The following is a 24,896-nucleotide window of genomic DNA, read 5'->3' as shown; positions in this document are numbered from 1 at the left end:
TGCCGTCAGCGCGCCGCCGGCCCGAGCCCGCCCGCGCCCTTCGTGCGTGCAGTCCGGCGACGCTGCCGGCGTTCGAGCCGCGCCCATTCGAGCAGCAGCAACGCCATGCCGCCGTTGAGCACCAGTTCGCCGGGCCAGATGGCCGCATAGCCATGTCCAGTCGCCATCGCCGCAACCAGGCCAACGACATCGACGATGGCGCCGGCAGCAACCAGCGTGCCGCACAACTTGATGCCGCGGGGTTGCCCGGTGGCGGTCATCATCCACAGCGCGGCGACGATCAGCAGTGTGGTGACGATGAGGTAGGCGATGGTCATCGACGCTCCTCCGGGTCAGGGCCGACGACGCGCTCGACCAGCCGCTCGGCCATGCGATCGCCGCGACGATGCAGCAGCCGTTGCACGATCGCGGTCGCCTGCAGTCCGAAACAGCCGACCAGGAACGCGATGCCGGCCTGCAGGTGAGCCCCGGCCCCGGCGAAGAAGCGCTCGTTGAGCGCCGGCCCGACGAACACCGCGACCAGCGCGCCGCTGATCGCCCGCACCATCGCCCGGTGCCGCGACGGCGCATCGTCGAGGACCAGCGGCAACAGCGCGCCGCAGACCCCGGCCAGGACGATCCACAGTTGGATCAGCATGCTGTCCATGGCCTGTCCTCACTTCGGTGAAAGCACGACATCCGCGCCGCGCGCGCCGCGCACCGTGACCGCCGCCCCCGGCGCGCTCGGCAGCACGACCGTGCGGCCCACCCACCGGTCGCAGCCTCCACCGCTGGTGCCCGCGGTGAACACGTGCCACTGCTGCCCCGTGTCCACGGCTGCCAACTCCAGGACGGCGCGGCACGGGGTCGCGCCGCCCTGCCGCCATTCGCCCGAGCGCTCGCCCAACGCGGCAGCGACCAGACGCAGCTCGACCGCGGTGTCGCCGGGCGCCGACAGCGCCAGCGTGCGCGCCCCACTCGCAGTGGCCGCATCGCCCGCCGGGCGCAAGGTGAGCGACGTCAGCGACAGCCCGTCCAGACGCAGGCGCTGACCGTCGACCTGCACTGTCAGCCTGCGCCCGGAGAGACGGTCGCAGGCCGTGCCGCCATTCACCGACAGCCCGGGCGTGTAGCCGGTGCCCTCGCGCTTGAGCGGCAGCCGGCACGCCCATGGCGCGCCGAGGCGCAGTTCGCCGCCGCCCGGCGTCAGTTGCAACCGCACCGCATGCGGCACCGGACCGTCCCATCCGCTGCCCAGCCAGACGTCGGCGTTGGCGTTGGCGTCGGCGGCGTGTCCGGCGAATGCCGGCAGCCAGGCGGCCAGCAGCGCGACGCCTCGAAGTGTCCATCTGTCCATGTTCGCTGTCCTCTGTTCGTCGACCGCGCCATTGCGATCGATCAGCCCCACACGCGCCATGCCGATGCGACTGCCGCAGCCAACCCCGCCGCTGCCGTCGCCACGAGCCAGGCGACGCTTCGCCTGCGCTGCGGGATCGGCGGCAGGGAACGCGCGATCGCCTCGGCCATCTCCGGTGTCAGTCCGAACTCGATGGTGCGTCTCATCACCGCATCCCGTCCGTGGGCAACGGCAGGTCATCGAAGTACACCCGAACCTCCTCGCAGTCCTCGCCATGCAGTTCGACCCGCAGCCGGTGCACGACCTCCCGCCCGCGCCGGCGCCCCAGCAGTCGCAACGCATGCACGCGGCCGTCGGGATGCCGCCGCACGGTGCAGGCGACATGCAGTTCGGCATGGGCGAGGCGATGTCGCCGCCACGGGCGCAGGTTCTCGAGTGCGGTGCCACCGTGCGCGAGCCGCATCAACGCCTCGTGTCGGCAGCGCTGGAAGACTGCCTCCATGCGCGCGTGCCCATCACGCACGGCGCCCTGGAAGGCGTCGACCAGCATGGCGAGCGGATAGCGCTGGGTCGCCACTCAGGCGCCCTCCATCCAGGCGGGCTTGCGCGGAAAGCCGACGTGGTAGCAGAGCCATTGCAGCACCACCTGATGCTCGCCGACCTGGAGAATGGTGAAGCTCTTCTCGAGCCCGACGATGCTGCCGCGCGGCGCGTCGGTCAGGCAGCGATTGAGCAGCGCGCGGGCCGCCTCGACTTCCTCGTCGGTGCGCATGCGCGTGGGATTGTCGGTGCCCACGACGATGCGCTTGACGAACTTCACCTCGCTCAGATCAAACATCGGATGCTCCCGGTGCGGGTTCGGCGGCCATCGACGCCGGACGGCGTCGCCGTCATCGGCGTCCCGCCTTCCATGTCGATCGCTGCGAAAGTGCGCCCGCGCACGCGGCGCGGGCGCGATGCGATCAGGTCACCGGCACCGGTGCGCTGATCTTTCTCGGCGCACAGGCCGTCTGCAGGATGTCGAGCACCCGCGCCAGACCTTCGGGCAACCCGTTGTCCTCGGCGTGCACGTTGACGTGGTACTTGGCCGAATTGTCCGACGAGCGGGTGTTCTCCTTGTGCGTGGCGACCGAGCCCTGGATGCGGACCTTGGCGCTGAACACCCCCCAGCCGACCTGCATCGTCGCGTCCAGGCTCGCCGAGGCGTCGGTGCTGTCCTTGCTGGAGAACGACGACTTCACCTCCATGTCAAAAGTGACGTCGACCGTGCTGATCGACAGGTTGGGCACCTTGACGATCGCCAGCAGCGGCACCTCCAGTTCCACTTCCTCTTCGTGGATGTCGGGGTTGGCCGGATCGATGCTGTCCACCGGCCGCTTGAAGCGGAATGTGGCGGTGCGCGTGTCGCCGACGCCGGTGGGGTCGTTCGCCGGATCGGCCGGCGGCAGGAAGCCGATCACCTTGATGAAATCGGCTGTGGCCTGCGCAAGCCGGACCTGCGCATCGCAGGCCGCGTTCAGCGGTCCGCCGATGAGATCGCCCATCGGCAACCCTTGGAACTGATCGGAAATGTTGACGAGTTCGTTTGCCATGTCATTGCTCCTTGAAGTCCGCTAGACCGGAAGGTCGCCCTCCTCGGGCGGCCAGCTCTGGCCGACCGTGCGAAAGACGCCCTGGGTCTGCGCGAGATGGTTGATGAGTCTGGCGGCGCCGTCCGTCGGCTCGGAGCCCTCCACGCGCAACACAACGTGGACGGAGCCTTGTCCACCAGCGACCGCCGCGCCGGTGTCGACGTTGATACAGGGCCGGGACCCGCTGCCGCGGCGCGCCCAGGCGCGCTCGGGCGGATCGTCGCGCGCAGGCGTCTGCTCTTCACGCGCGGTCAACCCGCCCAGGTCGGCGTCGAAGGTGATCTCGACGTCCTTGATGCGCAGCACATTGGTGGACACCAGCGGCAGCAACGGCGCCCGGTAGAGATCCTCATCGCCGGGCTGCGCGTCGGGATGCATCGATGGCAGCCGGATCACCACGCTCTTGGGTCGGTTGTCCTCGTCGAAGAACTCGCCCAGGTGCGCGGTCTGGTGTTGCTCGATCCGGTCCTGCGCCTCGATCACCGCGCCTGCGAGCGCCTCGATCAGGCTGTTGAGCGTCGTCTGTGTCGTCATGTCGGGAGTCCTTGCCGGCAGGCGCCGGGGATGCGTTCAACCGGCCGCGGGATCGGCGGGAAAGGCCTCGACCCGCGCCAGCCAGCCGCGCAGGAAGCGCTGCAGCGAGGGGCGACGCGCGACCAGCGTGCGGTAGTAGTCGATGCGGCCCTTGCGATAGGCGAGGTACACCGCGACCGGATCGGCCGCTTCGAGCGCGGCGAGCGTGCCGCGGCCGAACGCGCCGTCCACCTGCAGCCGCGGCTGCGCGCCCAAGTCGTTGAGCACGCGCTGCAGCAGCTTGATGGCATTGGCGCCGGCGTTGACGTGGAAGTCGAACACGATCTCGGCCAGCGGCTGCAGGGCGATCGCGTCGCCATGCACCGGGTCCCAGTACAGCCGGCGATAGAGCACCGCGGCCTGTGCATCGGTCAGCGCGCGCAATGCATCCAGGCTGGGCGTCACGCCCAGCAACGCCTGCGCATGCCGGCGAAAAGTGGCGAAGGTGATGCCCCTGTTGGTCGCGCCGCCCGGGTCGGCCGGATCGTTGACGTAGCCGCCCTCGAAGCGCAGCAAATGGGGAAAGAAGCGTTGAAAGTCGGCCATGACATCCTCGTTGCGCGGGTGCGCTGTGCGATGGATGCAGCCTCCTCGACGCCGTGCCCGGGGCCCATCGGCAGGATGCCGAGACCGCGGTGCGCGCTTGCCGACCTTGCATGGCCCGTGTGCGCAGGCGTGCAGCGTTCGCGCCCGTGGCATCGGCGCTGGCGTCGCCAAGGATCGGCATCGCACCGATGGCGCGCCGTACGACCGGCGACAACAGTGCCGAGCACGCGCCGCTGCGCGAGACCGGAGCCGGCACCCGCATGTCGACACGCCTTCTGCCGTTGCCCTGCCCGACAGTGCGCACGCGCGTGTGCGTGCCAGCCGCAGCCGCTCGGGCGACATCGCACCCGAGTGGCGCGTCGAGCCCGCGCGCAGCACGCACACCGTCAGCGGGCGCCGTACGCGCCATCGGCGCCGCCTTCGTCCAGTCGGCTGATCCCTTCGCGCAACGCATAGCGGGTCAGGCCGGCGATGCCCATGACGCCGAGCTTGGCGAACACATGCTCGCGATGCGTCGCCACCGTCTTTTCGCTGATGTGCAGCCGCGCGGCGATCTGCCGCGTCGACCAGCCTTCGGCATAGAGCTGGGTGACCTCGCGTTCGCGTCCGGTCAGCGGCGACGGCCCCAAGCCGACATCGCGGTTGCGGTAGGCATCGATGAACACCGCTTCCAATCCCGGACTGAGCACCATGCGGCCGCCGGCCACGCCGCGCAGCGCAGCGAGCAGGACCTCCAGCGAATCGCGCTTGAGCACATAGCCGCGCGCGCCGGCATCGAAGGCCTCCTTGACCGCGCTGTGGCTACCGGCATGCGCCAGGCACAGCACGCGTGCCTCGGGCATTCTCGCCAGCAGGCGGCGGGTCGCCTCGATGCCGTTCATGCCCGACATCGCAGGCTCGACCACCGCGATGTCGAAGGCCAGGCGCCGCGCCAGCCGCAGCATCTCCAGGCCGTCGCCGGCCACCCCTGCGATCTCGAATTGTGGGTCGCCGGCGAGCAATGCACGTACACCGTCGCGCACCATCGTCTGGCCGTCGACCAGCAGAATGCGCAGCGTCATCGCGCACCTCCGCGCATTCCCAGGCCTGAGCCCAACACCTCGCGCCAATGCGCGGTCGCCTCGTTCACATGCCGTCGCCGGATCATCGCTCCCCTCCCTAGCGTCGATGACGCGGCGAGCGCCGCCCCCGGACCGAGCATCGCCAGCACGCCCGCCCAAAGTCCTTCCGGAAAGCTTCCGGGCCGGCGGCGCACCACGGTATCCGCCGATGCGCGACCCGCGCCGATCGCACGTGCGCGCGTTCCAACGGACATGGATTCGCGAAGACACCGGCATCCGCGCCGGCGCCACAGGAGGGCGAATGGCGAACAAGACCCCGGCGATCTGGCGCCGATTCCGGATGGGCGACTGGATCGTCGTTCCCGCAGAGGGCTGCCTGCTGCGCGCAGACCACCGCCGCCATCTGGAACCCAGGACCATGACCGTGCTGTGCGCGCTGGCCGCGAGCAACGGCGCGGTCCGCAGCGCCGACGCGTTACTCGATGCCTGTTGGCCCGGGCAGGACCTGGGCGATAACGCGGTGCACAAGCACGTGGCGCTGTTGCGCGCGGCGCTGGGCGACAGTGCCCAGGCCCCGCGCTACATCGACACGCTGCACCGGCGCGGCTACCGGCTGCTGGTCCCGGTGGCACCGCTCATCGCACACGGCGGGGTCGCGAGCGCAGAGGCCGATGCCGCGGCGCTGGTGGCGGGCGCCTGCGCACTGGATGATGTCCTCGATCCTGCATCGCGAGCGGCAGACGCCGGCGTCGATGCCTTGGTCCTCGCACGCCTGGCCCGCGACAACCGCCGCTTGCGCACGCTGTGCGCAGCCTTGCTGCGGCGGTGTCGTGGATCCGAGCACGGGCCGCCGGTCGGCTGAGCCGGCACAACCCGGTGGTCAAGCCGCGGGCCATCGGTTCTCGCATGTGCGATCGAGCGCCTGGAATCGCGCGCGCGGCGCCGGCCTGCTGCGGGTGATTGCCGGTGCGTGCCTATGCGACCTCGAGCACCACCTTTCCGACATGCGCACCGGCCTCCAGATAGGCGTGCGCGGCCGCGGCGTCGGCCAGCGGGAAAGTGCGGTCGACGACCGCGCGGACCCGTCCCTCGGCGATCCACGGCCACACCACCCGTTCGACCGCCTCGGCCAGGCGCGCCTTCTCGTCGGCGCTGCGCGGACGCAATGTCGAGCCGGTGAGGACGGCCTGCTTCTGCATCAGCCTCATCACCGGCACCTCCAGCACCGCACCGCCCAGCGCGGCGATGTAGACGATGCGCCCGCCCCGATTGAGCGCGCGCAACGTCGCCTCGAACGTCGGCGCGCCGACCATGTCCAGCGCCACGTCGACGCCGCCGTGTGCACCCGCGACCTCGGCGAAATCCTCGGTCCGCGTATCGACCGACACGTCGGCGCCCAGTGCGCGCGCCTGCGCGGCCTTCTCCGCGCCCCGGCTGCACGCCAGCACATGCGCCCCGGCCGCGCGCGCCATCTGGATCGCCGCCACGCCGATGCCCGAAGTCGCGCCGTGCACCAGCAGCCATTCGCCGGCCTGCAAGGCGCCATGTTCGAACACGTTGGCGTAGACCGTGAACACGGTCTCGGGCAGCGCGGCGGCGTGGACCCAGTCCAACCCGTCCGGCATCGGCAATACGTGGCGGGCGTCGGCCACCACGTGGGTCGCATAGCCGCCACCGCCCAGCAGCGCGCAGACCCGGTCGCCCGGGCGCCACCGACCTGCGCCGTGCACGATCTCGCCCGCCACCTCCAGGCCGAGCGTCTCCGGCGCGCCGGGCGGCGGTGGATAGCTGCCGAGGCGTTGCACGATGTCAGGCCGGTTGACGCCCGCCGCACGCACCCGGATCAGCACCTGTCCCTCCGCCGGCACCGGCATCGGCAGTTCGACCGGATGCAGCGCATCCGCGTCACCCTTGCCGCCGCGGATGGCGATGGCGGTCATGGTCGATTTCGGCATGGCACTCCTCGGGTCAGGCGATCGCGAAGCGCCAGAGCATACCGGCGCCCGTCTGACGACCAGGTGCAGCCTGCGGGTCCGGTGCACGGCAGGCCGCAACCGGCGCGCCGAAACAACGCGGCGGTGCCGCTATACGCCGCGCCGCTCGCCCGCACCGTCGGTCGCGCCGTCGTCCAGAGCAATGAAGCGCAGCCCGACACCCGGCTCGGTCGCGATGTAACGCGGCGCGGCGGCATCGTCGCCGAGCCTGGCGCGCAGCTTGCCGACCAGGATGCGCACGTAATGCGCATCCTCGGTGTGGCTGGGTCCCCAGATCTCGCGCAGCAGTTGCGGTTGGGTCAGCACGCGGCCGGCATTGCGCAGCAACATCGACAGCAAGGCGTACTCCTTGCGCGACAGCGCCAGCGGCGCGCCGTCCAAGCGCACTTCGCGGCGCGCCAGGTCGATGTGCAGGTGGCCGTCGTCGAACACCGGCGCCTCGTCCGGGCCATGTGCCTGCTGGCGCAGCAGCATGCGGATCCGCGCCATCAGTTCGGCGGTGCCGAACGGTTTGGTCACGTAGTCGTTCGCGCCCGCATCGAGCGCGGCCACCTTGCCGCCCTCGTCGTTGCGCACCGACAGCATCACCACCGGCACCTGCGACCAGCCGCGAATCTCGCGCAGCACCGCATGCCCGTCCATGTCGGGCAGCCCGATGTCGAGCACCACGAGGTCGGCGCCGCCTTCGGCCAGCAGCGCCAGCGCGTGACTGCCGTCCTCGGCGAGCGCGACGCGGTAGCCCTGCGCGCGCAGGCTGATGTCCAGAAACCGCCGGATCTGCGGCTCGTCGTCGACGACCAGGATGCGCGCGGGCATCGGCGCAGCGGAATCAGATGTCGCCGGCATGGTCGGGCTCCGGGGCGGGCGGGTGCTGCAAGGGCAGTTCGATCCGGATCAGCGTGCCGATGCCATCGGGCCCGCGCAACGCCGATACTGCACCGCCGTGCGCGCCGACCATGCCCTGGCAGATCGTCAGCCCCAGGCCGGTGCCCTTGCGTCCGCGATCGCCGCGCTCGACGCTGTAGAACATGTCGAAGATACGCGCGCGCTCCTCGTCGGGAATGCCGGGGCCGCGATCGGCGACATCGATGCGCAGCACATCCTGCCCGGCGTCAGGGGCTGCGCCCGGCAACAGGCGCGCGACCACCGTGATCGGCTCGCCGGGCGGCGAGAATCCGGCCGCGTTCTCCAGCACGTTGAACAGCGCCTGCTCGAGCAGGGCCGGATGCACCCACAGCGGCGGCAAGCCGGATGCAAGATCGAGCAGGACGCGGACGTCGGGACGATAGCGGCGCAGCCGCGTGACCGCCGAGCCAACGAGTTCGTCAACGCCAATCCAGTCGCGATTGAGCGACAGCCCGTCATGGCCCAGCCGGGTCATGTCGAGCAGATTCTGGATGTAGCGGTCCAGACGCTCGCCCTCGAGCACGATGGTCTCCAGCAGCGCGCGCCGGTCCGCCGCTTCCATCGCCTCGCCGTAGCTGGCCAGGCTGCCGGCCGAGCCGATCATCGAGGCCAACGGCGAGCGCAGGTCGTGCGACACCGACGACAGCAACGCCGCGCGCAGGCGTTCGGTCTCGCCTTCGACCCGGGCCCGCTCGAGCGCGCCGACCAGGCGCACGCGGGAGGCCGCCTGCGCGATATCGTCGAGCATCGCCTGCGCGAGCCGACGCTGCTCCAGCCCGGGGCGCGGGGCCTGCGCCTCGAAGCGCAGCGCGGCGACGCCGTGGACGGTATCGCCGTCGCGGACCGGTAGCAGCCACCAGCGCAATGCCGACAAGGTGTCGGTGTCGCGACCCGCCGGCTCGCCGTGGCGATGCACCCAGTCCACCGCGGCCCGGTCGAGCCCGTCGGGCAGCGTCGACGTGCTCGCGGTCTCATCCAACTGGATCCAGACCTCCGCGCCCAGTCCCTGCGCCAACGCGTCGCGGCCGGCCGCCAGCACCTGGCCGAGGTCGGCCGCGGCGGCGAGCTCGCGCCCGAGCGTCTGCAGGCCGGTCGCATGCGCATTGGCAGCGCGCAGCGCCAGCACCTGCTGGCGCAGCCGCGAGGCCAGCCGTCCGGCGACCAGCGCCGCGATCAGGAACAAGGTCACCGTGATCACGCTGCGATGGGCGGCGATCTGGAAGGTGAAGCGCGGCTCGATGAAGAAGAAGTTGTAGCTGGCGAAGCTCAGCACGGCGGTGACCACAGCCGTGGACATGCGCGTGCGCGCGGCCACCAGCACGACTGCGAGCATGAACAGCATCGACAGATCGTCCAGGTGCAGCCAGCGTTGCGCCCCCCATCCCAGCGCCACCGCGCCTAGGGTGACGCCGACGGCCCATGCGACGCCGCGACCGCGCATCGTGCGATCGCCGCGCCCCGCCCGACGTGCCCGCGCGCGCGCGTCGGGCGTGCCAACGATCACCAGCTCGAAGCGTGCGCCCCGCTGCAGCAGGCGCTGGGTGAGCGTGCGGTTGAACGCGCGCGCGACGGGGCGCTCGCGGGTGCGGCCGAGCACGATCGAGGACGCGCCGACGCGCTCGGCCTGGTCGAGCAATGCAGCGGCGACCTCGTCGCCGTGCACGACCTCGGTCGCAGCGCCGAGACTGCGGGCGAGTGCGAACGCGCGGTCGAGCTCGAGCTGCCGTTCGGCATCGGGCGGCGCCCCCGACTGCACGGTGGTCACCGTCCAGGGCGCGTCGCGACGCTCGGCGATGCGCCGGCCCGCGCGCACCAGGTACTCGGACGTGCCCAGCCCGTCGATCGCGACCAGCACCCGGCGTCGCAACGCCGGTCCGGCGCGCCCGTGGGCGGCCTGCGATTCGCGCAAGTCGGCATCGACGCGATCGGCCGCGACCTGCATCGCCAGTTCGCGCAGCGCGGCGAGGTTGGAAGGCGTGAAGAAGCTCTGCAGCGCCTGCGTCGCCTGCTCGGGCAGATAGACCTTGCCCGCCTCCAGCCGCTCGATGAGGTCGCGCGGCGGCAGGTCGACCAGGCGGATGTCGCGCAGCCGGTCGAACACGCTGTCGGGCACGGTCTCGGTCACGCGCACGCCGGTGATCGCATACACGACGTCGTTGAGGCTCTCCAGGTGCTGGACATTGACCGTCGTATGCACGTCGATCCCGGCATCGAGCAGTTCGACGACATCCTGCCAGCGCCGCCCGTGGCGGCTGCCCGGTGGGTTGCGGTGCGCGAGTTCGTCGACCAGCACCAGCGTCGGTCGCCGGGCGAGCGCGGCGTCGATATCGAAGGCTTCGAGCCAGCGGTCCCGGTAGGCGAGGCGCCGACGCGGCAGCACCTCCAGGCCGTCCAGCAACGCGGCGGTATCGGCCCGGCCGTGGGTCTCGACGAAGCCCACGAGCACCGCATGGCCCTGCGCCTGCAGCTCGCGCGCCCGCGCCAGCATCGCCCAGGTCTTGCCGACGCCGGGCGCAGCGCCCAGGAACACCGTCAGGCGGCCCCCTCCGTGCGCGCGGACGGCATCGGCCAGCAAGGCATCGGCGCGGGCGTCGCGGTCGGCGGGCATTGGCTTATTGTGCGCCGTCGACCTGCGCCTGCGCGTCGAGGGCGAGGTTGAGCGCGAGCACGTTCACCCGCGCCGCACCGAACAGGCCGAAGGTCGGGCCCTCGGTATGGGCATCGACCAGCGCCTGCAGCCGCGCCGGGTCGAGGCCGCGTGCCGCCGCGACCCGCGCGACCTGCACGCGCGCCGCCGCCGGCCCGATATGCGGGTCGATGCCGCTGCCCGAACGCGTGATCAACTCGTCCGGCACGTCCGCAGCGGCGACGCCCTCGCGCGCGGCGACGGCCTGGCGTGCGGCTGCGATCTCGGCCTGCAACGCCGGATTGCCGCGCGCCAGATTGCTGCCGGCCATCGCCATCGGGTCGTCGCCGGCCGCCGAGGGACGCGATACGAACCAGCGCGCGCCGACGAACGGCTGGCCGACCAGCGACGAGCCGACGATGCGGCCGTCGCGCTCGAGCAGGCTGCCCTGCGCCTGCACCGGGAACAGCACGCGTCCGAGCCCGGTGGCGAGCAGCGCATAGCCGAGGCCCGCGACCAGCAGCGTGATCAGGGCCAGGCCCAGGGCCGGCCGGAGCAGGCCAGCCGGATGCGAAGACGGAAAGGCGGTCATGGGGACTCCTCTACAGGCCGATAGTGGCGGCGAGCGCCAGGTCGATGAGCTTGATCGCGGCGAACGGCAGCACCACGCCGCCCAGGCCATAGACGAGCATGTTCCGGCGCAGCAATGCCGTTGCCCCGGAGGCGCGGAAGCGCACGCCACGCAGCGCCAACGGAATCAACAGCGGGATGATCGCGGCGTTGAACACCAGCGCCGCGATCACCGCATTGCGCGGGCTCGACAGCCGCATCACGTCCAGCGCCGCCAGCGCCGGCACCGACGCGGCGAACAGCGCCGGCAGGATCGCGAAGTACTTGGACACGTCGTTGGCCAGCGAGAACGTCGTCAGCGCGCCGCGGGTGATCAGCTGCTGCTTGCCCACTTCCACCACCCGCAGCAGCTTGGCCGGATCGGAATCCAGATCGACCATGTTGCCGGCCTCCTTGGCCGCCTGGGTGCCGGCGTGCATCGCCAGGCCCACGTCCGCCTGCGCCAGCGCCGGCGCATCGTTGGTGCCATCGCCGACCATCGCCACCAGCCGGCCCTGCGCCTGCTCGTCCCGGATGCGCGCGAGCTTGTCCTCCGGGCGCGCCTCGGCGATGTAGTCGTCGACCCCGGCCTCGGCGGCGATCGCGGCGGCGGTCAGCGGGTTGTCGCCGGTGATCATCACCGTGCGGATGCCCATGCCGCGCAGTTGCGCGAACTTCTCGCGGATGCCGGTCTTGACCACGTCCGACAGCTCGACCACGCCGAGCACGTGCGGGCCTTCGACAACGACCAACGGTGTGGCGCCGCCGCGTGCGACCTGCTCGACGCGGGCACGCAGTTCCGTCGGCACCGTGCCGCCCAGCGCCGCGACATGCGCGACGATCGCGTCCATCGCGCCCTTGCGGATGCGCCGGGGTGTGTCGCCGCCGCCCAGGTCCACACCGCTCATGCGCGTCTGTGCAGTGAACGCGACGAAGTGCGCCTGAGCGGGGGCTTCGAGCGACGCGCCCGGTCGTCGCGCCAACCGCACGATGGACTTGCCCTCGGGCGTGGGATCGGCGAGCGAGGCCAGCAGTGCGGCCTCGCGCAGCGCGTCGGGGTCGATTCCCGCCAGCGGATGCAACGCGGTCGCCTGGCGATCGCCATGGGTGATCGTGCCGGTCTTGTCGAGCAGCAGCACGTCGATATCGCCGGCCACCTCGACCGCCTTGCCCGATTTCGCCAGCACATTCGCCGACAGCGCGCGGTTCATGCCGGCGATGCCGATCGCCGGCAGCAGCCCGCCGATCGTGGTCGGGATCAGACACACCAACAACGCGATCAACAACAAGGGATCGAGGCTTGCACCGACGAAGCCCGCGATCGCCGGCAGCGTGACCACCACGACCAGGAACGTCAGCGTCATGGTCGCCAGCAGCAGGCCGAGCGCGACTTCGTTGGGCGTCTTCTGCCGGTTCGCCCCCTCGACCAACGCGATCATGCGATCGAGGAAGCTGTGCCCGGCCTCGACCGTGACCCGCACGACGATCTCATCCGACAGCACCTTGGTCCCGCCGATCACGCCACTGCGGTCGGTTCCCGCCTCGCGTAGCACCGGGGCCGATTCGCCGGTGACCGCCGCCTCGTTGATCGTCGCCAGGCCAAGCACGATCTCGCCGTCGGCCGGCACCAACTCGCCTTCCGACACGATCACCAGATCGCCGGGTCGAAGCGCGGACGCGGCCACGCGCTCCGGCGCCTCGGTGGCCTGCGCCGAGGGGACTCGACGTGCGACCAGATCCTGGCGCGCGCGCCGCAACGAGGCGGCCTGTCCGCGGCCCCGTGCCTCGGCCATCGCCTCAGCGAAGTTGGCGAACAGCACCGTGATCGCCAGCAATCCGGTCACCGCCCAGCCCAGCCCGGGCGACGAGACCCGACCGGTCACGGTCAGCGCGGCGGTCAGCAGGGTGCCGAGCCAGACCACGGCCATCACCGGATTGCGCATCGCGTGCTGCGGTGCAAGTTTGACGAAGGCGTGGCGAGCCGCCGCGCGCAGAATGCCGGCATCGAACAGGCCGGGATTGGTCCCGCGCACGGGCGCGCCGTCTTGGGAAAGGGCGGTCATCGATCAAGTCCCCGCGTGGGCCGAGGCCAGCGCCAGATGCTCGGCCACAGGCCCGAGTACCAGAACCGGCATGAACTGGAGAAGCGTGAGCACGGCGACGATCGCCAGCAGCGTCAGACCGAACGTCGGCGTCTCGATCCGCAAGGTGCCGGCGCTCTCGGGCGCCGCGCGCTTGGCCGCGAGCAGCGCCGCGATGACCAACGGGAGCACCAGCGCCGGATAGCGGCCGAGCGCGAGCGCCGCGGTCGTGGTCAGGTTCCACCACATTGACGCATCCGCCAGCCCTTCGAAACCCGAGCCGTTGTTGGCGAACGCCGATGCGTACTCGTAGAACACCTGGCCGATTCCATGCGCGCCTGGATTGGAGGTGCCCGCCAGCGACGGCATCGCCAGCGTCGCCGCGGTCAGCCCCAGCAGCACCACCGGCTGCAGCAAGACAAGCACTGCCAACAGGCGCACCTCCGGCGCCTCGATCTTGCGGCCGAACAGCTCCGGCGTGCGCCCGGTCATCAGCCCGGCCACGAACACCGCCAGCAGCAGATAGACCAGGAACTGCTGCAGGCCGCAGCCGATGCCGCCCCAGATCGCATTGACCAGCATGTTGCCCATCGCCACCAACCCGGTCAGCGGCGCCGCCGAGTCGTGCATCATGTTCACCGAGCCGTTGTTGACCTGCGTCGTCAGCGCCGCCCAGGCCGCGGAGGCATCGACCCCGAAGCGCACCTCCTTGCCCTCCATCAGCGCCGCCTCGACCGGGGCCGGTCCGTGGCGCTCGGCCCAGAGCGCGGCGGCCCCCGACAGCAGCGACATCGCCAACATGCACCCGAACACCAGCGCGGCGAATCGACGCCGGCCGGTGAACCTGCCGACCATCGCCACGACCGACACCGGCAGCAGCACGATCGCCAGCAGTTCCAGCAGGTTGGACAGCGGCGTCGGATTCTCCAGCGGCGTGGCGCTGTTGGGCCCGTACCAGCCGCCGCCGTTGCTGCCCAGTTGCTTGGCCGCGACCATCGCCGCGACTGGGCCGAGCGGAATCTTCTGGTGGGTCATCTCCGCATTCGTGTCGAGCGGTGTCGCCTCAGGCCCACCTGCCAGGGTCGAGGGCACGCCCTGCGCCGTCAGCAGCAGCGACCACAGCAGACACAGCGGCAGCATGACGCGCACGGTCGGGCGGATGACGTCGGCCCAGTAGTTGCCGACGTCGACATGCGCAGCTATGCGCCGGCGCGCATCGCCGGCCGATGCCGCGACGACGTCGGGCGCCACGTGCAGGTCGGGTCCGGTCTGCAATGCCGCGCGGCCACCGAACAGGCCACGCAAGGTCGCCACGACCAACGCCAGCCCCATCATCGGCGTCGCTACCTGCAGCCCGACGATCGCCGTCATCTGCGCCAGATGCGAGAGCTGCGCTTGACCGGCGTAATGCTGCTGATTGGTGTTGGTCAGGAACGACATCGCCGTGTGCAGCGCCAAGTCCCAACGCATGTTCGGCGCCCCGTTGGGGTTGAGCGGCAGCCACGCCTGCAGCATGAACACTGCGGTCGCCAGGACCAGCAACACGACGTTGCTGGCGAGGAACGCACCCGCATACGCCTTCCAGCCCATGCCGACGGTCGGGTCGACGCCGAGCAGCCGGTACAGCGGTCGCTCCAGGCGTGCGAACACGCGATCGCCCGGCGCCGGGCCACCGCGCATCACTGCGGCGAGATAGCGCCCGAGCGGCCAGGCCAGCACGACGGCCAGGGCGAGAGAGACCAAGAATTCGATCATGACGCGCATCCGTAGCGATGAAGAAGCATGGTCAGAACGACGCTTGCAGCGCCGCCTCCAGTCGCGACCCCGCCCAGCCGCCGAACGCACGCTGCGCCGATGCACTGGTGTCGTGCATCGTCAGTCGCAGCGCCAGCGGCGGTGCGAGCGTCCACACCACGCCCGCTTGGGCGTGGGTGTAGTCGTTGTCGCCGCCTGCCGCGTGCAGCCGGTAGCGGCCGACCGCGATCTCGCACCAGAGACGGTCGCCGACGGGGATCCGCACGCCCATCTGCGCGTAGGTGCCCGGCGCGCCGCTCGCCAAGGCATCGGATGCATGCGCCAGTTGCAGCCAGGCGCGCGTGCGCCAGGTCAGCGTAGCGCCGAGCTCGGTCCAATCCAGATCAACCGCTGCGCCGGGATAGCGGTAATGCGTGAGCGCGGCATCGAACGCGAACGCCTCCGACAGCGGCCCGGCCCAGCCGAGCACGAGGTCGAGCTCATGCGAGGCGGCCGTCTGCGGCGCGAAGCGCACGTCCGAGCCCCAGGCCTGGGCATACAGCCCGCGCGTGCCGGCGATCTTGATGCCCGCCTGCAGGGCCGGCTCTTCATCGCTCTGGCTGGTGCCGCGCCAGACATAATCGCTGGTTAGCGCTGCGCTGCCAGACAACTCGGTGGCCGCAGCGCTGCCGAGCGGCGGCGCCAGAAAAGCGAGCGACAGCGCGACCCGACGTGTGGTGGCGGTACGACGATCCATGACATCGGTCCTGGCGGACAGGCTCCGCCGATGCCGCGCAGTGTCGACGCTTCGGCCGTAAAGTCTCCATGCGGCGACCCGGGCGCAGTCGTAAATTCGTCGTAAATCCGATGGGCCATGTGCCTGCCGACGCACAAGGTCGCATGGGCCTGCGCACATTCGCGCCGCCCCCACATGCCTCGCCCATCACTCAGGCAATCACACCGCCACGTTCGCCACCGCAGGCAAGCGCGCGACGGCGGACGTCAGGTTCCGCTGCGAGTAGGCGAATCTGAGGGCCCGGCGCTGAACGCCGGGCCCGGCATCGCGTCAGCGGGCCAATGCGCTCGCATCGCTCGGCGATACGCCGCCTCGTCTCGGCGGTCGACGGACGCACCTGATCTCCCCAGGCGGTACGCATCGACCATCCGACAGCGTGCCTGCATGCCGTCTCGTCGGCACCGACCCGACGCCTTCGGCGCCTCTCACGGACTTGACACCTCATCGGCTCGGCCCGACGCTGACGGCATGAAGATTGAAATCGATGCGCTCGGCGTGCGCGAGCTCGATGCCCTGTTGGCCGCTGCCGAGAAACGCAGGACAGTGCTGGCCCGCCGGCGACCGCTGGCGGCGGTGCGTGAAGACCTGATCGCCTTCGCCGCGTCCCAGGGCTATGCAATCGAGGAACTCGTCGGCACGCCGTCTGCGTCCACGCCACGCAGTGCCGCGGCACCTGCCAGGAAGCGCAAGCGCGCCAAGGCCGCCGTGAAGTACCGCGACCCGGACAACCGGCGCAACACCTGGTCGGGCCGCGGCCGGATGCCGCGCTGGCTGGCCGAGAAGACACGGCGCGGCCAGAACGCCGCGGATTTCCTCATCCCCGGGCTCGCCCGCCCGACGGCGAAGAAGAGCGCGCCGATCGGTCAGCGGACGGTGTTCAAGCACGCCTGACGCACACGCCCAACCGCTGGGGCCACCCGCTGCCGTCGGACGAGCGTTCGTGGGCTCTGGACGCATGGGCGGGCGCCGAAGCGAGGCGGCGGCGGGAGCCCGATCGGCCCCGACGCGCCATCTGCTTTTTCGGATACCGGAATTCCGGATATACGGTACTGCCACTTCCAATGAGGACACCCGGATGCCCGGCAAGTCGATCCACAAGCCCGAGTACAAGCTCCTGCTGGCCCTGCTGATCGAGATGCGCGACAAGGCCGACCTCAAGCAAGCACAGCTGGCCGAACGGCTGGAGCGGCCCCAGTCCTACGTCAGCGACGTCGAACGCGGCGTGCGCCGGCTCGATCTGCTGCAATTGCAGGAGTACTGCCAGGCTTGCGGTCAGGACCTGGTGGCCTTCGTCCGGAAGTTCGACAAGGCGACACGCGCACCGGATACGCGGGGCTCGGCACGCAAATGAAGTGCGCGCGGTGCCCGAGTCGTGCCCGTCGCCAACGCGCCCAGCCGACCGCCTCCAGGCGATCACCGCTTCGATCCAGTCGCGGTGGCTCCTGAACAATGGTGTGGCTGACTGCCCGCCTGCAAAGCCGCGACGGCCCGCACATCGCGCCGGCGGCCGTGCCGGCGGGCGAGGCTGCGCTGCGCGTCAGACCGCCGTTGCGCGGCCCAACCCGCGCCAGCGAAGCACAACCGCGGCTTTCGACGCGGCGGGCGGGCGCCACCGGAGCGACCCCCTGGGCCGCGGGGGCCTGTAAAATCGCCGTCTTTTGCGCGCCTCCCCTGTGGATTTCTTGCCCCGCCCCGCCCTCCAGGGTCCGACGTTCGTCCGGCTGCTGGCCCGACTGACCGATGCCGAGGCCGCGCGGGCGGCGTTGGTGCCGGCCGATCGACTGAGCGAGTGGATCGATTGGACGCGGGCGGTGGCGCTGTCGAAGGTGCTCGACGCACGGCCGGCGCCACCGGACGCGCCGGGGACGCCCAGCGCGCACGACCCCGACGCGGCCTGCGCACGGGTCCGCGCGACGCTGGCGCAGGCCATCGCCAGCGCGCCCGAACTGGCGACGCCGCAACCCGGTGCACCATCCGACGATGCCAACCTCGGCAACACTGCCAGCGATCCCGCGCCCGACTTCGCGCCGCTGCGCCAGCGCTGCCTGACGTTGCAGCGCGCGATGCAGGCCGCGGCCGGGCGGCTGCGCGGGGAACTGCGCGAAATGCTGGCTCAGCGCTCGGCGCAGGCGGCGCGGCTGGCCGAGGTCGATGCGGTCATGGAGGGCGCACTGGCCCCGCGCGAGTCCGCGTTGCTGGGGGCGGTGCCGGCGCTGCTTCAAGCGCATTTCGAGCGGCTGCGCGCAGCCGCGGCCGACGCAGAGCCTACGGTGCACGACGCCTGGCTCGATGGTTTTCGCAGGGATATGCAGGGCGTACTGAGCGCCGAACTGGATGTCCGTTTCCAACCGGTGGACGCGCTGCTCGCCGCGCTTCGCACCCCCTGACGCAGTCATGCCCATGTCCTCACGTTCTCGCGCGCTGTCTCTTCTCCCCGCCCTGGCGCTCGCGCTGGGCCTGGCCGCAATCGCCTGGATCGCGCTGGGCTACCTCGGCACCAACCCTTTGGCGCTCGCGGTCACGCTGCTGATCGGCGTCTGCTACGCGGCCGGTGCGCTGGAACTGTGGCGTTACCGCCGCGCGACGGCGACGCTGGCCGATGCCGTGGCCGGACTGTCGACGACGCCGCCGTCGCTGGGCGACTGGCTCGACCGGCTCGACCCGTCGCTGCGCGCCGCCGTGCGCCTGCGGGTCGAGGGCGCGCGTACCGCGCTGCCGGTCCCTGCGCTCACGCCGTATCTGGTCGGCATGCTGGTGCTGCTGGGCATGCTCGGCACCCTGCTGGGCATGATGGCGATGCTGCGCGGCACTGGACTGGCGCTGGAAAGCGCGACCGACCTGCAGGCGATCCGCGATTCGCTGGCCGCGCCGGTCAAGGGGCTGGGCTTTGCGTTCGGCACGTCGATCGCGGGCATCGCGAGCTCGGCGATGCTGGGCCTGGCTTCGGCCCTGGTGCGGCGCGAGCGGGCAACGATCGTGCACGGGCTCGACGCTGCGATCGCGACGACGCTGCGCCCGCACTCCCACGCCTACCGGCACGAAGAAACCCTGCGCCTGTTGCAGCGCCAGGTCGACACGATGCCGGCGCTGGTCGACCGGCTGCAGGCGATGATGGCGACGATCGAGCAGCAGGCCGAGGCGACGGGCGAGCGCCAGGCGGCGCAGCAGGCCACGTTCCACGCCCGCACCGAAACGGTGTACACGCAGCTCGCCGCCTCGGTGGAGCGCTCGCTGCAGACCAGCGTGGCGCAGAGCGCGCAGGCCGCGACCGCGGCGCTGCAGCCGGTGTTCGAGACCACGATGGCGGCACTGGCCCGCGAAACCACGGCGCTGCAGACGCGCGTGGCCGAGGCCGTGGACCGCCAGCTGCAGGCGTTGACGCAAGGCTTCGAGGGCTCCACGCACGCCGTGGCCGCACGCTGGGAGCAGGCGCTCGACGGCCAGCAGGCCGCCAGTGCGGCGCTGACCGGCGAGCTGCAGGCAGCGCTGGCGGGGTTCAACGCCAGCTTCGAGCAGCGCGCCAGCGGACTGCTCGATGCGGTCGTCGCGCGCCTCGATGCCACCGCCACGCAGGCTGCGACACTGCACGACACGGTCGCCGACGGGGTGGATCGCCAGCTGCAAGCGGTCACCGCCGGCCTGGCGGCGTCGACGGCCGAGGTCACCGAGCGCTGGCAGCAGGCGCTGGCCGGCCAGCAGGCCGCGCAAGCCGCGCTTGTGACCGATCTGCGCCAGACGCTGGCGGGTGTCGGCGAGACCTTCGAGCAGCGCACGACGACGCTGGTGGACGGTGTCGCGACGCGACTGGAGGCGACCACTGGGCAGATCGCCGACGGCTGGCGCCAGGCGCTGTCGCAGCAGACCGACGCGCACGATGCGCAGGCCGACCGCCACGAGCAGGCGCTGACCGCGGCCGCGACGGCGTTCGAGCGGCATTCGGCCGCCTTGCTCGAGCGCGTCGATGCTTCGCATGGTGCGCTGCAGTCCGCACTCGCCGAGCAGGACCGGACGCGGCTGGCCGCCTGGACCGACAGCCTGGCCGCGCTGGCAGGCGCACTGCGCGAGGACTGGGCGCAGGCAGGCGCCGAGACCGCCCGTCAGCAGCAGGCGATCTGCGACACGCTGGCGGCCACTGCCGACACCATCACCGCACAGACGCGCACCCATGCCGGCGAAACGATCGCCGAGATCTCGCGGTTGATCGACACCGCGTCGCAGGCGCCGCGGGCCGCGGCCGAGGTGATCGCCGAGCTGCGCCAGTCGCTGTCCGACAGCATGGCCCGCGACACCGCGATGCTTGAGGAGCGCACGCAGATGCTGTCGACCCTCGACACCTTGCTGGGCGCGGTCAACCACGCCTCGACCGAACAGCGCGCGGCAATCGACGCATTGGTCGCGACCTCTGCCGACCTGCTCGAACGCGTGGGCACCCGCTTCACCGACCACGTCGAGGCCGAGACCGGCAAGCTCGGCGCGGTCGCCGACCAGGTGACCGTCGGCGCGGCCGAAGTCGCCAGCCTGGGCGAAGCCTTCGGCGCCGCGGCCCAGGTGTTCGGCGAGGCCAATGCGCAGTTGGCCGAGCGCCTGGCGCGGATCGAGGACACGCTGGAGAAGGCCCTGGCGCGCAGCGACGAGCAGTTGACCTACTACGTCGCCCAGGCGCGCGAGGTCGTGGACCTGAGCGTGCTGGCACAACGACAGATCGTCGAGGAACTGCAGCAATTGGGCGGCCGCCAGGCCAGCGCAGCATGAGCCTGGAGCTCGACAGCGACGACGCGGGCGCCGCCCCCGTCTGGGCCGCGTTCGGCGACCTGATGTCGGTGCTGCTCGGCGCGTTCGTGCTGATCCTGGTCGGGGTGATTGGCGTGCAGTTGCAGCTGGAGATGAAGCTCGACGCGGAGATCGCGCAACGCCAGGCGGAGCAACAACGCCTGCAGACACTGGAGCAGGCCCTGGCCGCGCCGCTGGCGGCCGGGCGCATCACGCTGGTCGACGGCCGCATCGGCATCCGCGGCAGCGTGCTGTTCGCCGATGCCTCCGACCAGTTGCAGCCCGAGGGCCGCGACCTGCTGCGCAGCCTGGCCGGACCGCTGTCGGAGTACCTGGCCTCACGCGACGAGATCCTGATGGTCAGCGGCTTCACCGACGACCGTGCGCTGCGTGACCGCATCCACTTCACCGACAACTGGGACCTGTCGGCGCAGCGCGCGCTGACCGTGACCCGCGCGCTGGTCGGTGACGGGGTGCCGGCCGATTCGGTGTTCGCCGCAGCCTTCGGCGCGCAGCAGCCGGTCGCTTCGAACGCCGATGCCGAGGGCCGCGCACGCAACCGCCGGGTCGAGATAGCCCCGGTGCCGCGCAACCCGGCCGCGCGCGATGGCCGCTGAGGCCACCCAGCCCGATCCCGCGGCCCTGCACGCCCGGCTCGACGCCTGGCGCGCGCAAGGCCTGGACCGGCGCCAACCGCTGCGCGTGCATGCGGTGGCGGCATTGTTGCAGCGCGCCGAGCGCCTGCAAGGTCCGCCACGCACGGCGCTGTTGCGACGTGCAGGCGCGCTGGCCCAGGCCCTGGATGCAGGTCTTGCAACGGCCGCGCCTGACGCCGCGCCCGAGCCGGCGGCACCCGGTCCGCTGGGCGCACTGGCGCGCTCGATGTGCACCGGACACGACGCGGCGCGCTACCCCGAGCTGCCCGCGCTCGATACGTTCCGGCGGCTGTGGTCGGCCGTGCGCATCGGCAGCCAGGTGCGGCGTTCGCTGGCGAAGACGTCCGACGACGCCGGCCCGCTCAACTCGGCCCGCCTGGTGCACCGCTCGCTGACCCTGATGCGCCAGGTCTCGCCCGAGTACCTGGAGCACTTCCTGGCCTACGTGGACACCCTGTCCGGCCTGGCGCAATTGCAGGAGGCCGGTGCCCTGCCGGGCCAGACGGCGGCACCGACACCGGCGGGCAAGCCGCGCGCTCGATCGAAATCGCGCCGGCGACAGGGCGAGGGCAGTTGAAGCAGGCCCCCAGCCGCTCCGCCTAGCGCGCGTGTCGTCACGCGCCTTGCATCCAAGCACCCGTTCCGGCAATATGGCCGGCTCGTTGCGTCCGGATCATGGCGACATGCTCCCGACCCGCCCGGGGAAGCGCGGTCTTCCCGGCGGCGGTGCAACGAGAGGTTCGACTCCCGTACCGCGCGACGGCCTTGCCGTCGGGGCCGCCATCTCCCTGGCCAAGGGCGATACCGTTCGCGGAAAATCCTTTCCGCAAGGAGCCCGACTCACCGTCGGACTTCCCATTGATCGAGGTGCATCATGTCCCGAGTCTGCCAAGTCACCGGCAAGCGCACGACGACCGGCAACAACGTCTCGCATGCGCTCAACCGTACCCGCCGCCGTTTCCTCCCGAACCTGCATGAGCGCCGGTTCTGGGTCGCCAGCGAAAACCGCTGGGTGAAGCTGCGTGTGTCCACCAAGGCCCTGCGCACCATCGACAAGAACGGTATCGACGCCGTCCTCGCCGAGCTCCGTGCCCGCGGCGAGAAGATCTGAGGAGTAACGCAACATGGCAGGCAAGCGCGACAAGATCCGTCTGATTTCCTCGGCCAACACCGGCCACTTCTACACGACGGACAAGAACAAGAAGAACACCCCCGGCAAGATGGAGATCAAGAAGTACGATCCCGTCGTCCGCAAGCACGTGGTCTACAAGGAAGGCAAGATCAAGTGACCTGACCGCGCGTTCGCCGACGCGAACGCCGTCGCGTCCTCCCCGCATCCGCGGGGCCCGGAAAGCCCGCCGCAAGGCGGGCTTTCTGCGTTCGGGGACACCTGTCCGATGCCGGCGGCTCGGAGCCTGCGAGCCAGAGGCATCACTCGGTCCGTCCAGGCAGCTCTCTTCATACATCCTTCCTTGCTGCGCATCCGAGGTCGAGTCTGCGCCGCAACCACGCCGCGCCCTGCACAATCGTCCGATGGACTGGCATGCCCTGAACCTCGGACTGGCGATCCTGATCGCCGACTGGACGATCCGGATCGTCGCCCTGCTGTGGATTCCCTCGCGCACGCGTCCGGCGGCGGCGCGCAGCTGGCTGCTGCTGATCGGCTTCGTCCCGCTGGCGGGGCTGCCGCTGTATCTGCTGTTCGGCCATCCCTGGCTCTCGCGCGACCGCATCGCGCGACAGCGCCAAGCCTCGCAGGTGATCCGCGAGGAGCAACTGCCGCTGGCGGACCTGCGCTGGACACCACCCGATACCGGCGCCTCGGCCGAGATGGCGCCGCTGCTCGAACGTTTGGGTGACTTCATGCCCACGCACGGCAATGCGGTGCAGCTGATCGACGACTACGACGGTGCGCTGCAGTCGCTGCTGGCCGATATCGACGGCGCGCGCACCCGCGTCCATCTGCTCTATTACCTGATGTTCGACGACGGCACCGGCGAGGCGGTGACCGAGGCGCTCGAACGCGCGGCCGCACGCGGCGTGACTTGCCGGCTGCTGCTCGATGCGGTCGGCGCCAAACGCGGGTTGCGCCGCTATGCGCGCCGGCTGCTCGCGGCCGGGGTGCAGGTCCACGCGATGCTGCCCGGTGGGCTGCAATGGCGCCGCAGCGGACGCATGGATCTGCGCAACCACCGCAAGGTCGCGGTGATCGACGACACCGCGGCCTATGTCGGCTCGCAGAACCTGGCGGATGCGCACTTCATCGTCAGTGCCCCCAACCGCGAACTGGTTGCGCGCGTGCAGGGGCCGGCGCTGGCGCACCTGGAGGCGGTGTTCGCCAGCGACTGGTTCATCGAGACCGGCGAGCGGCTCGCGGTCGCCCCGACCACCGCGCTGCCCGATGCCGATGTCGCCGCGCAACTGCTGCCCAGCGGCCCGGCGTATCCGTTCGAGAACGCCCGCGACACCGTCAACGCGCTGATCCACCTGGCCCAGCGCCGGTTGGTGCTGACCACGCCCTACTTCGTGCCCGACGATGCCACGCTCAGCGCCCTGCGCATCGCCGCCTTGTCGGGGGTGGAGGTGCAACTGATCCTCTCGGCCAGCAACAACCAACGGCTGACCGCCTGGGCGCAGGCCTCCTACTACGGCGAACTGCTCGAGAGCGGCATCAAGATCGCGCTGTACCGGCCGCACTTCCTGCACGCCAAGCACATGAGCATCGACGACGAGATGGCGCTGGTCGGCTCGATCAATCTCGACATCCGCTCGTTCGCGCTCAACGCCGAAATCGGCCTGCTGGTCTACGACCGCGACGTGGTCGCACGCATGCGCGCGATCGAGGCCAGCTACCTGGCCGACGCCACGCCGGTGACGCTCGAGGACTGGCAACAGCGCCCGGCCTGGCGCCGCAGCCTGGAGGGCATCGCCCGGCTGGCCGACTCGTTCTTGTGACCGCTGCGCGGCGCGTGCGCCGCTAGAAGCCGCCGCCGGCGTCGAGCCAAGCCTGCTCTTCGGGCGTATTGGTGCGACCCAGGACGTGATTGCGATGCGGAAAGCGACCGAAGCGCGCGATGACGTCCAGATGCGCCTGCGCGTAGTCGCGATAGTTCGCGATCCCGACATCGGCGAACAACTGCACCGACCGCTGCTGGTCGGCGAGATCCTCGGCGTGTTCGAACGGCAGGTAGATGAAGCCGCGCAGGGCGTCCTCGTGCGCGCGATCGAGGCCGGCGTCCACCAGCGCCTGCGCGTGGTGGCGGGCCAGGGCGTCGGTCGCGAAGGCATGCGCGCTGCCGCGGAAGATGTTGCGGGGGATCTGGTCGAGCAGGATCATCAGCGCCAGCCCACCCTCGGCGGTCTTGGCCCAATGGTCGAGCTCGCGGCGCGCAGCGGCGAAATGGGCGTCGCGGAAGCGGCGCTCGCAGTCACGATCGAAGGCCTCGCCGCCGCCGAACCACTTCGCCATGCCGGCCTCGCGCCAGAACGCGGTCACCGTCTCGGGACGTATCGTATCCATGGGGCGAGCCTACCGCGGCCGGGCGCGAAAAGGCGCGAAACGCTGCCAACATCACGG

28 protein-coding genes are annotated in these 24,896 nt (G+C 70.9%); 10 read left to right on the top strand and 18 right to left on the bottom strand.

What is annotated here, in order from left to right:
- Positions 1–5: 5 nt before the first annotated feature.
- The 10 genes from MNO14_RS01685 to MNO14_RS01640 all read right to left on the bottom strand — a co-directional run bounded on the left by MNO14_RS01685 (position 6) and on the right by MNO14_RS01640 (position 5,147).
- Entirely contained in the window at positions 6–317 is a 312-nt protein-coding gene (locus MNO14_RS01685; protein WP_241945089.1) for a hypothetical protein, read from the bottom strand.
- Complete coding sequence (locus tag MNO14_RS01680) at positions 314–646, bottom strand: hypothetical protein (protein WP_241945088.1); 333 nt, start codon at positions 644–646, stop codon at positions 314–316. The genes MNO14_RS01685 and MNO14_RS01680 overlap by 4 nt, the downstream gene beginning before the upstream one ends.
- A gap of 9 nt (positions 647–655) precedes the next feature.
- A complete protein-coding gene (locus MNO14_RS01675; RefSeq protein ID WP_241945087.1) occupies positions 656–1,336 on the bottom strand; it encodes a hypothetical protein in 681 nt (226 codons plus the stop codon).
- A 41-nt stretch (positions 1,337–1,377) separates the two neighbouring features.
- Positions 1,378–1,542: a hypothetical protein gene (locus tag MNO14_RS01670; protein ID WP_241945086.1), complete on the bottom strand. Its 165-nt coding sequence runs from the start codon at positions 1,540–1,542 to the stop codon at positions 1,378–1,380.
- A complete protein-coding gene (locus MNO14_RS01665; RefSeq protein WP_241945085.1) occupies positions 1,542–1,886 on the bottom strand; it encodes a hypothetical protein in 345 nt (114 codons plus the stop codon). Before MNO14_RS01665 ends, MNO14_RS01670 begins: the two co-directional genes overlap by 1 nt.
- Before the next feature lie 27 nt (positions 1,887–1,913).
- Complete coding sequence (locus MNO14_RS01660; RefSeq protein ID WP_241945084.1) at positions 1,914–2,174, bottom strand: hypothetical protein; 261 nt, start codon at positions 2,172–2,174, stop codon at positions 1,914–1,916.
- Positions 2,175–2,298: 124 nt separating this feature from the next.
- Entirely contained in the window at positions 2,299–2,928 is a 630-nt protein-coding gene (locus tag MNO14_RS01655; RefSeq protein WP_241945083.1) for a DUF2589 domain-containing protein, read from the bottom strand.
- A gap of 21 nt (positions 2,929–2,949) precedes the next feature.
- Positions 2,950–3,501: a DUF2589 domain-containing protein gene (locus tag MNO14_RS01650; protein WP_241945082.1), complete on the bottom strand. Its 552-nt coding sequence runs from the start codon at positions 3,499–3,501 to the stop codon at positions 2,950–2,952.
- Positions 3,502–3,537: 36 nt separating this feature from the next.
- A complete protein-coding gene (locus MNO14_RS01645; protein WP_241945081.1) occupies positions 3,538–4,086 on the bottom strand; it encodes a glycosyl hydrolase 108 family protein in 549 nt (182 codons plus the stop codon).
- A gap of 386 nt (positions 4,087–4,472) precedes the next feature.
- Complete coding sequence (locus tag MNO14_RS01640) at positions 4,473–5,147, bottom strand: response regulator transcription factor (protein WP_241945080.1); 675 nt, start codon at positions 5,145–5,147, stop codon at positions 4,473–4,475.
- Positions 5,148–5,448: 301 nt separating this feature from the next.
- On the opposite strand from MNO14_RS01640, the gene MNO14_RS01635 reads away from it, so the two are divergent.
- Complete coding sequence (locus tag MNO14_RS01635; RefSeq protein WP_241945079.1) at positions 5,449–6,009, top strand: winged helix-turn-helix domain-containing protein; 561 nt, start codon at positions 5,449–5,451, stop codon at positions 6,007–6,009.
- 112 nt (positions 6,010–6,121) lie between these two features.
- Here MNO14_RS01635 and MNO14_RS01630 read toward each other — a convergent pair whose 3' ends face one another.
- The 7 genes from MNO14_RS01630 to MNO14_RS01600 all read right to left on the bottom strand — a co-directional run bounded on the left by MNO14_RS01630 (position 6,122) and on the right by MNO14_RS01600 (position 15,854).
- Entirely contained in the window at positions 6,122–7,102 is a 981-nt protein-coding gene (locus tag MNO14_RS01630; protein WP_241945078.1) for an NAD(P)H-quinone oxidoreductase, read from the bottom strand.
- Positions 7,103–7,231: 129 nt separating this feature from the next.
- Complete coding sequence (locus tag MNO14_RS01625) at positions 7,232–7,987, bottom strand: response regulator transcription factor (RefSeq protein ID WP_241945077.1); 756 nt, start codon at positions 7,985–7,987, stop codon at positions 7,232–7,234.
- Positions 7,971–10,655 carry a sensor histidine kinase KdpD gene (locus MNO14_RS01620; protein ID WP_241945076.1) on the bottom strand — a complete coding sequence of 895 codons (2,685 nt, stop codon included), beginning with the start codon at positions 10,653–10,655 and terminating at the stop codon, positions 7,971–7,973. The genes MNO14_RS01625 and MNO14_RS01620 overlap by 17 nt, the downstream gene beginning before the upstream one ends.
- 4 nt (positions 10,656–10,659) lie before the next feature.
- Positions 10,660–11,265, bottom strand: a complete 606-nt coding sequence (gene kdpC / locus MNO14_RS01615; protein WP_241945075.1) for a potassium-transporting ATPase subunit KdpC — start codon at positions 11,263–11,265, stop codon at positions 10,660–10,662.
- Positions 11,266–11,275: 10 nt separating this feature from the next.
- The gene (kdpB, locus tag MNO14_RS01610; protein ID WP_241945074.1) at positions 11,276–13,345 is read right to left on the bottom strand and encodes a potassium-transporting ATPase subunit KdpB; all 2,070 of its coding nucleotides are present in this window, start codon (positions 13,343–13,345) and stop codon (positions 11,276–11,278) included.
- Positions 13,346–13,348: 3 nt separating this feature from the next.
- Positions 13,349–15,118: a potassium-transporting ATPase subunit KdpA gene (locus MNO14_RS01605; RefSeq protein WP_241945073.1), complete on the bottom strand. Its 1,770-nt coding sequence runs from the start codon at positions 15,116–15,118 to the stop codon at positions 13,349–13,351.
- A 31-nt stretch (positions 15,119–15,149) separates the two neighbouring features.
- Positions 15,150–15,854 (bottom strand): TorF family putative porin, encoded by a 705-nt coding sequence (locus MNO14_RS01600; protein WP_241945072.1) that lies wholly within the window; start codon positions 15,852–15,854, stop codon positions 15,150–15,152.
- A 507-nt stretch (positions 15,855–16,361) separates the two neighbouring features.
- Here MNO14_RS01600 and MNO14_RS01595 point away from each other — a divergent pair.
- From MNO14_RS01595 to cls, 9 genes are all read left to right on the top strand, one after another.
- On the top strand, positions 16,362–16,784 hold the full coding sequence (locus MNO14_RS01595; protein WP_241945071.1) for an H-NS histone family protein: 423 nt from the start codon (positions 16,362–16,364) through the stop codon (positions 16,782–16,784).
- 184 nt (positions 16,785–16,968) lie between these two features.
- Positions 16,969–17,244, top strand: coding sequence for a helix-turn-helix transcriptional regulator (locus MNO14_RS01590; protein ID WP_241945070.1), 276 nt, complete (start codon positions 16,969–16,971; stop codon positions 17,242–17,244).
- Between the two features lie 331 nt (positions 17,245–17,575).
- Complete coding sequence (locus tag MNO14_RS01585; RefSeq protein WP_241945069.1) at positions 17,576–18,280, top strand: DUF3348 domain-containing protein; 705 nt, start codon at positions 17,576–17,578, stop codon at positions 18,278–18,280.
- A 13-nt stretch (positions 18,281–18,293) separates the two neighbouring features.
- Positions 18,294–20,645 carry a DUF802 domain-containing protein gene (locus tag MNO14_RS01580; RefSeq protein ID WP_241945068.1) on the top strand — a complete coding sequence of 784 codons (2,352 nt, stop codon included), beginning with the start codon at positions 18,294–18,296 and terminating at the stop codon, positions 20,643–20,645.
- A complete protein-coding gene (locus MNO14_RS01575; RefSeq protein ID WP_241945067.1) occupies positions 20,642–21,280 on the top strand; it encodes an OmpA family protein in 639 nt (212 codons plus the stop codon). Before MNO14_RS01580 ends, MNO14_RS01575 begins: the two co-directional genes overlap by 4 nt.
- Complete coding sequence (locus MNO14_RS01570) at positions 21,270–21,896, top strand: DUF2894 domain-containing protein (protein ID WP_241945066.1); 627 nt, start codon at positions 21,270–21,272, stop codon at positions 21,894–21,896. The genes MNO14_RS01575 and MNO14_RS01570 overlap by 11 nt, the downstream gene beginning before the upstream one ends.
- A gap of 297 nt (positions 21,897–22,193) precedes the next feature.
- A complete protein-coding gene (gene rpmB / locus MNO14_RS01565; protein WP_047137660.1) occupies positions 22,194–22,430 on the top strand; it encodes a 50S ribosomal protein L28 in 237 nt (78 codons plus the stop codon).
- A 13-nt stretch (positions 22,431–22,443) separates the two neighbouring features.
- Positions 22,444–22,608 carry a 50S ribosomal protein L33 gene (rpmG, locus tag MNO14_RS01560; protein WP_183424779.1) on the top strand — a complete coding sequence of 55 codons (165 nt, stop codon included), beginning with the start codon at positions 22,444–22,446 and terminating at the stop codon, positions 22,606–22,608.
- Positions 22,609–22,852: 244 nt separating this feature from the next.
- Positions 22,853–24,274 (top strand): cardiolipin synthase, encoded by a 1,422-nt coding sequence (cls, locus tag MNO14_RS01555; protein ID WP_241945065.1) that lies wholly within the window; start codon positions 22,853–22,855, stop codon positions 24,272–24,274.
- A 22-nt stretch (positions 24,275–24,296) separates the two neighbouring features.
- Here the strand turns inward: cls and MNO14_RS01550 are convergent, their stop codons facing one another.
- On the bottom strand, positions 24,297–24,839 hold the full coding sequence (locus tag MNO14_RS01550; protein ID WP_241945064.1) for a DUF924 family protein: 543 nt from the start codon (positions 24,837–24,839) through the stop codon (positions 24,297–24,299).
- Positions 24,840–24,896: the final 57 nt, after the last annotated feature.

The organism is Luteimonas sp. S4-F44 (assembly GCF_022637415.1).
In the GTDB taxonomy this organism is placed as follows: Bacteria; Pseudomonadota; Gammaproteobacteria; order Xanthomonadales; family Xanthomonadaceae; genus Luteimonas.
Note: the sequence above shows the minus strand (reverse complement) of the source record. Positions and strands in the feature narration are given on the sequence as shown.

Excerpts from the sequence above, each read along its gene's own strand:
- MNO14_RS01685 (WP_241945089.1), bottom strand. The coding sequence starts at position 317 with ATGACCATCGCCTACCTCATCGTCACCACACTGCTGATCGTCGCCGCG.
- MNO14_RS01680 (WP_241945088.1), bottom strand. The coding sequence starts at position 646 with ATGGACAGCATGCTGATCCAACTGTGGATCGTCCTGGCCGGGGTCTGC.
- MNO14_RS01675 (WP_241945087.1), bottom strand. The coding sequence starts at position 1,336 with ATGGACAGATGGACACTTCGAGGCGTCGCGCTGCTGGCCGCCTGGCTG.
- MNO14_RS01670 (WP_241945086.1), bottom strand. The coding sequence starts at position 1,542 with ATGAGACGCACCATCGAGTTCGGACTGACACCGGAGATGGCCGAGGCG.
- MNO14_RS01665 (WP_241945085.1), bottom strand. The coding sequence starts at position 1,886 with ATGCTGGTCGACGCCTTCCAGGGCGCCGTGCGTGATGGGCACGCGCGC.
- MNO14_RS01660 (WP_241945084.1), bottom strand. The coding sequence starts at position 2,174 with ATGTTTGATCTGAGCGAGGTGAAGTTCGTCAAGCGCATCGTCGTGGGC.
- MNO14_RS01655 (WP_241945083.1), bottom strand. The coding sequence starts at position 2,928 with ATGGCAAACGAACTCGTCAACATTTCCGATCAGTTCCAAGGGTTGCCG.
- MNO14_RS01650 (WP_241945082.1), bottom strand. The coding sequence starts at position 3,501 with ATGACGACACAGACGACGCTCAACAGCCTGATCGAGGCGCTCGCAGGC.
- MNO14_RS01645 (WP_241945081.1), bottom strand. The coding sequence starts at position 4,086 with ATGGCCGACTTTCAACGCTTCTTTCCCCATTTGCTGCGCTTCGAGGGC.
- MNO14_RS01640 (WP_241945080.1), bottom strand. The coding sequence starts at position 5,147 with ATGACGCTGCGCATTCTGCTGGTCGACGGCCAGACGATGGTGCGCGAC.
- MNO14_RS01635 (WP_241945079.1), top strand. The coding sequence starts at position 5,449 with ATGGCGAACAAGACCCCGGCGATCTGGCGCCGATTCCGGATGGGCGAC.
- MNO14_RS01630 (WP_241945078.1), bottom strand. The coding sequence starts at position 7,102 with ATGCCGAAATCGACCATGACCGCCATCGCCATCCGCGGCGGCAAGGGT.
- MNO14_RS01625 (WP_241945077.1), bottom strand. The coding sequence starts at position 7,987 with ATGCCGGCGACATCTGATTCCGCTGCGCCGATGCCCGCGCGCATCCTG.
- MNO14_RS01620 (WP_241945076.1), bottom strand. The coding sequence starts at position 10,655 with ATGCCCGCCGACCGCGACGCCCGCGCCGATGCCTTGCTGGCCGATGCC.
- kdpC (WP_241945075.1), bottom strand. The coding sequence starts at position 11,265 with ATGACCGCCTTTCCGTCTTCGCATCCGGCTGGCCTGCTCCGGCCGGCC.
- kdpB (WP_241945074.1), bottom strand. The coding sequence starts at position 13,345 with ATGACCGCCCTTTCCCAAGACGGCGCGCCCGTGCGCGGGACCAATCCC.
- MNO14_RS01605 (WP_241945073.1), bottom strand. The coding sequence starts at position 15,118 with ATGATCGAATTCTTGGTCTCTCTCGCCCTGGCCGTCGTGCTGGCCTGG.
- MNO14_RS01600 (WP_241945072.1), bottom strand. The coding sequence starts at position 15,854 with ATGGATCGTCGTACCGCCACCACACGTCGGGTCGCGCTGTCGCTCGCT.
- MNO14_RS01595 (WP_241945071.1), top strand. The coding sequence starts at position 16,362 with ATGAAGATTGAAATCGATGCGCTCGGCGTGCGCGAGCTCGATGCCCTG.
- MNO14_RS01590 (WP_241945070.1), top strand. The coding sequence starts at position 16,969 with ATGCCCGGCAAGTCGATCCACAAGCCCGAGTACAAGCTCCTGCTGGCC.
- MNO14_RS01580 (WP_241945068.1), top strand. The coding sequence starts at position 18,294 with ATGTCCTCACGTTCTCGCGCGCTGTCTCTTCTCCCCGCCCTGGCGCTC.
- MNO14_RS01575 (WP_241945067.1), top strand. The coding sequence starts at position 20,642 with ATGAGCCTGGAGCTCGACAGCGACGACGCGGGCGCCGCCCCCGTCTGG.
- MNO14_RS01570 (WP_241945066.1), top strand. The coding sequence starts at position 21,270 with ATGGCCGCTGAGGCCACCCAGCCCGATCCCGCGGCCCTGCACGCCCGG.
- rpmB (WP_047137660.1), top strand. The coding sequence starts at position 22,194 with ATGTCCCGAGTCTGCCAAGTCACCGGCAAGCGCACGACGACCGGCAAC.
- rpmG (WP_183424779.1), top strand. The coding sequence starts at position 22,444 with ATGGCAGGCAAGCGCGACAAGATCCGTCTGATTTCCTCGGCCAACACC.
- cls (WP_241945065.1), top strand. The coding sequence starts at position 22,853 with ATGGACTGGCATGCCCTGAACCTCGGACTGGCGATCCTGATCGCCGAC.
- MNO14_RS01550 (WP_241945064.1), bottom strand. The coding sequence starts at position 24,839 with ATGGATACGATACGTCCCGAGACGGTGACCGCGTTCTGGCGCGAGGCC.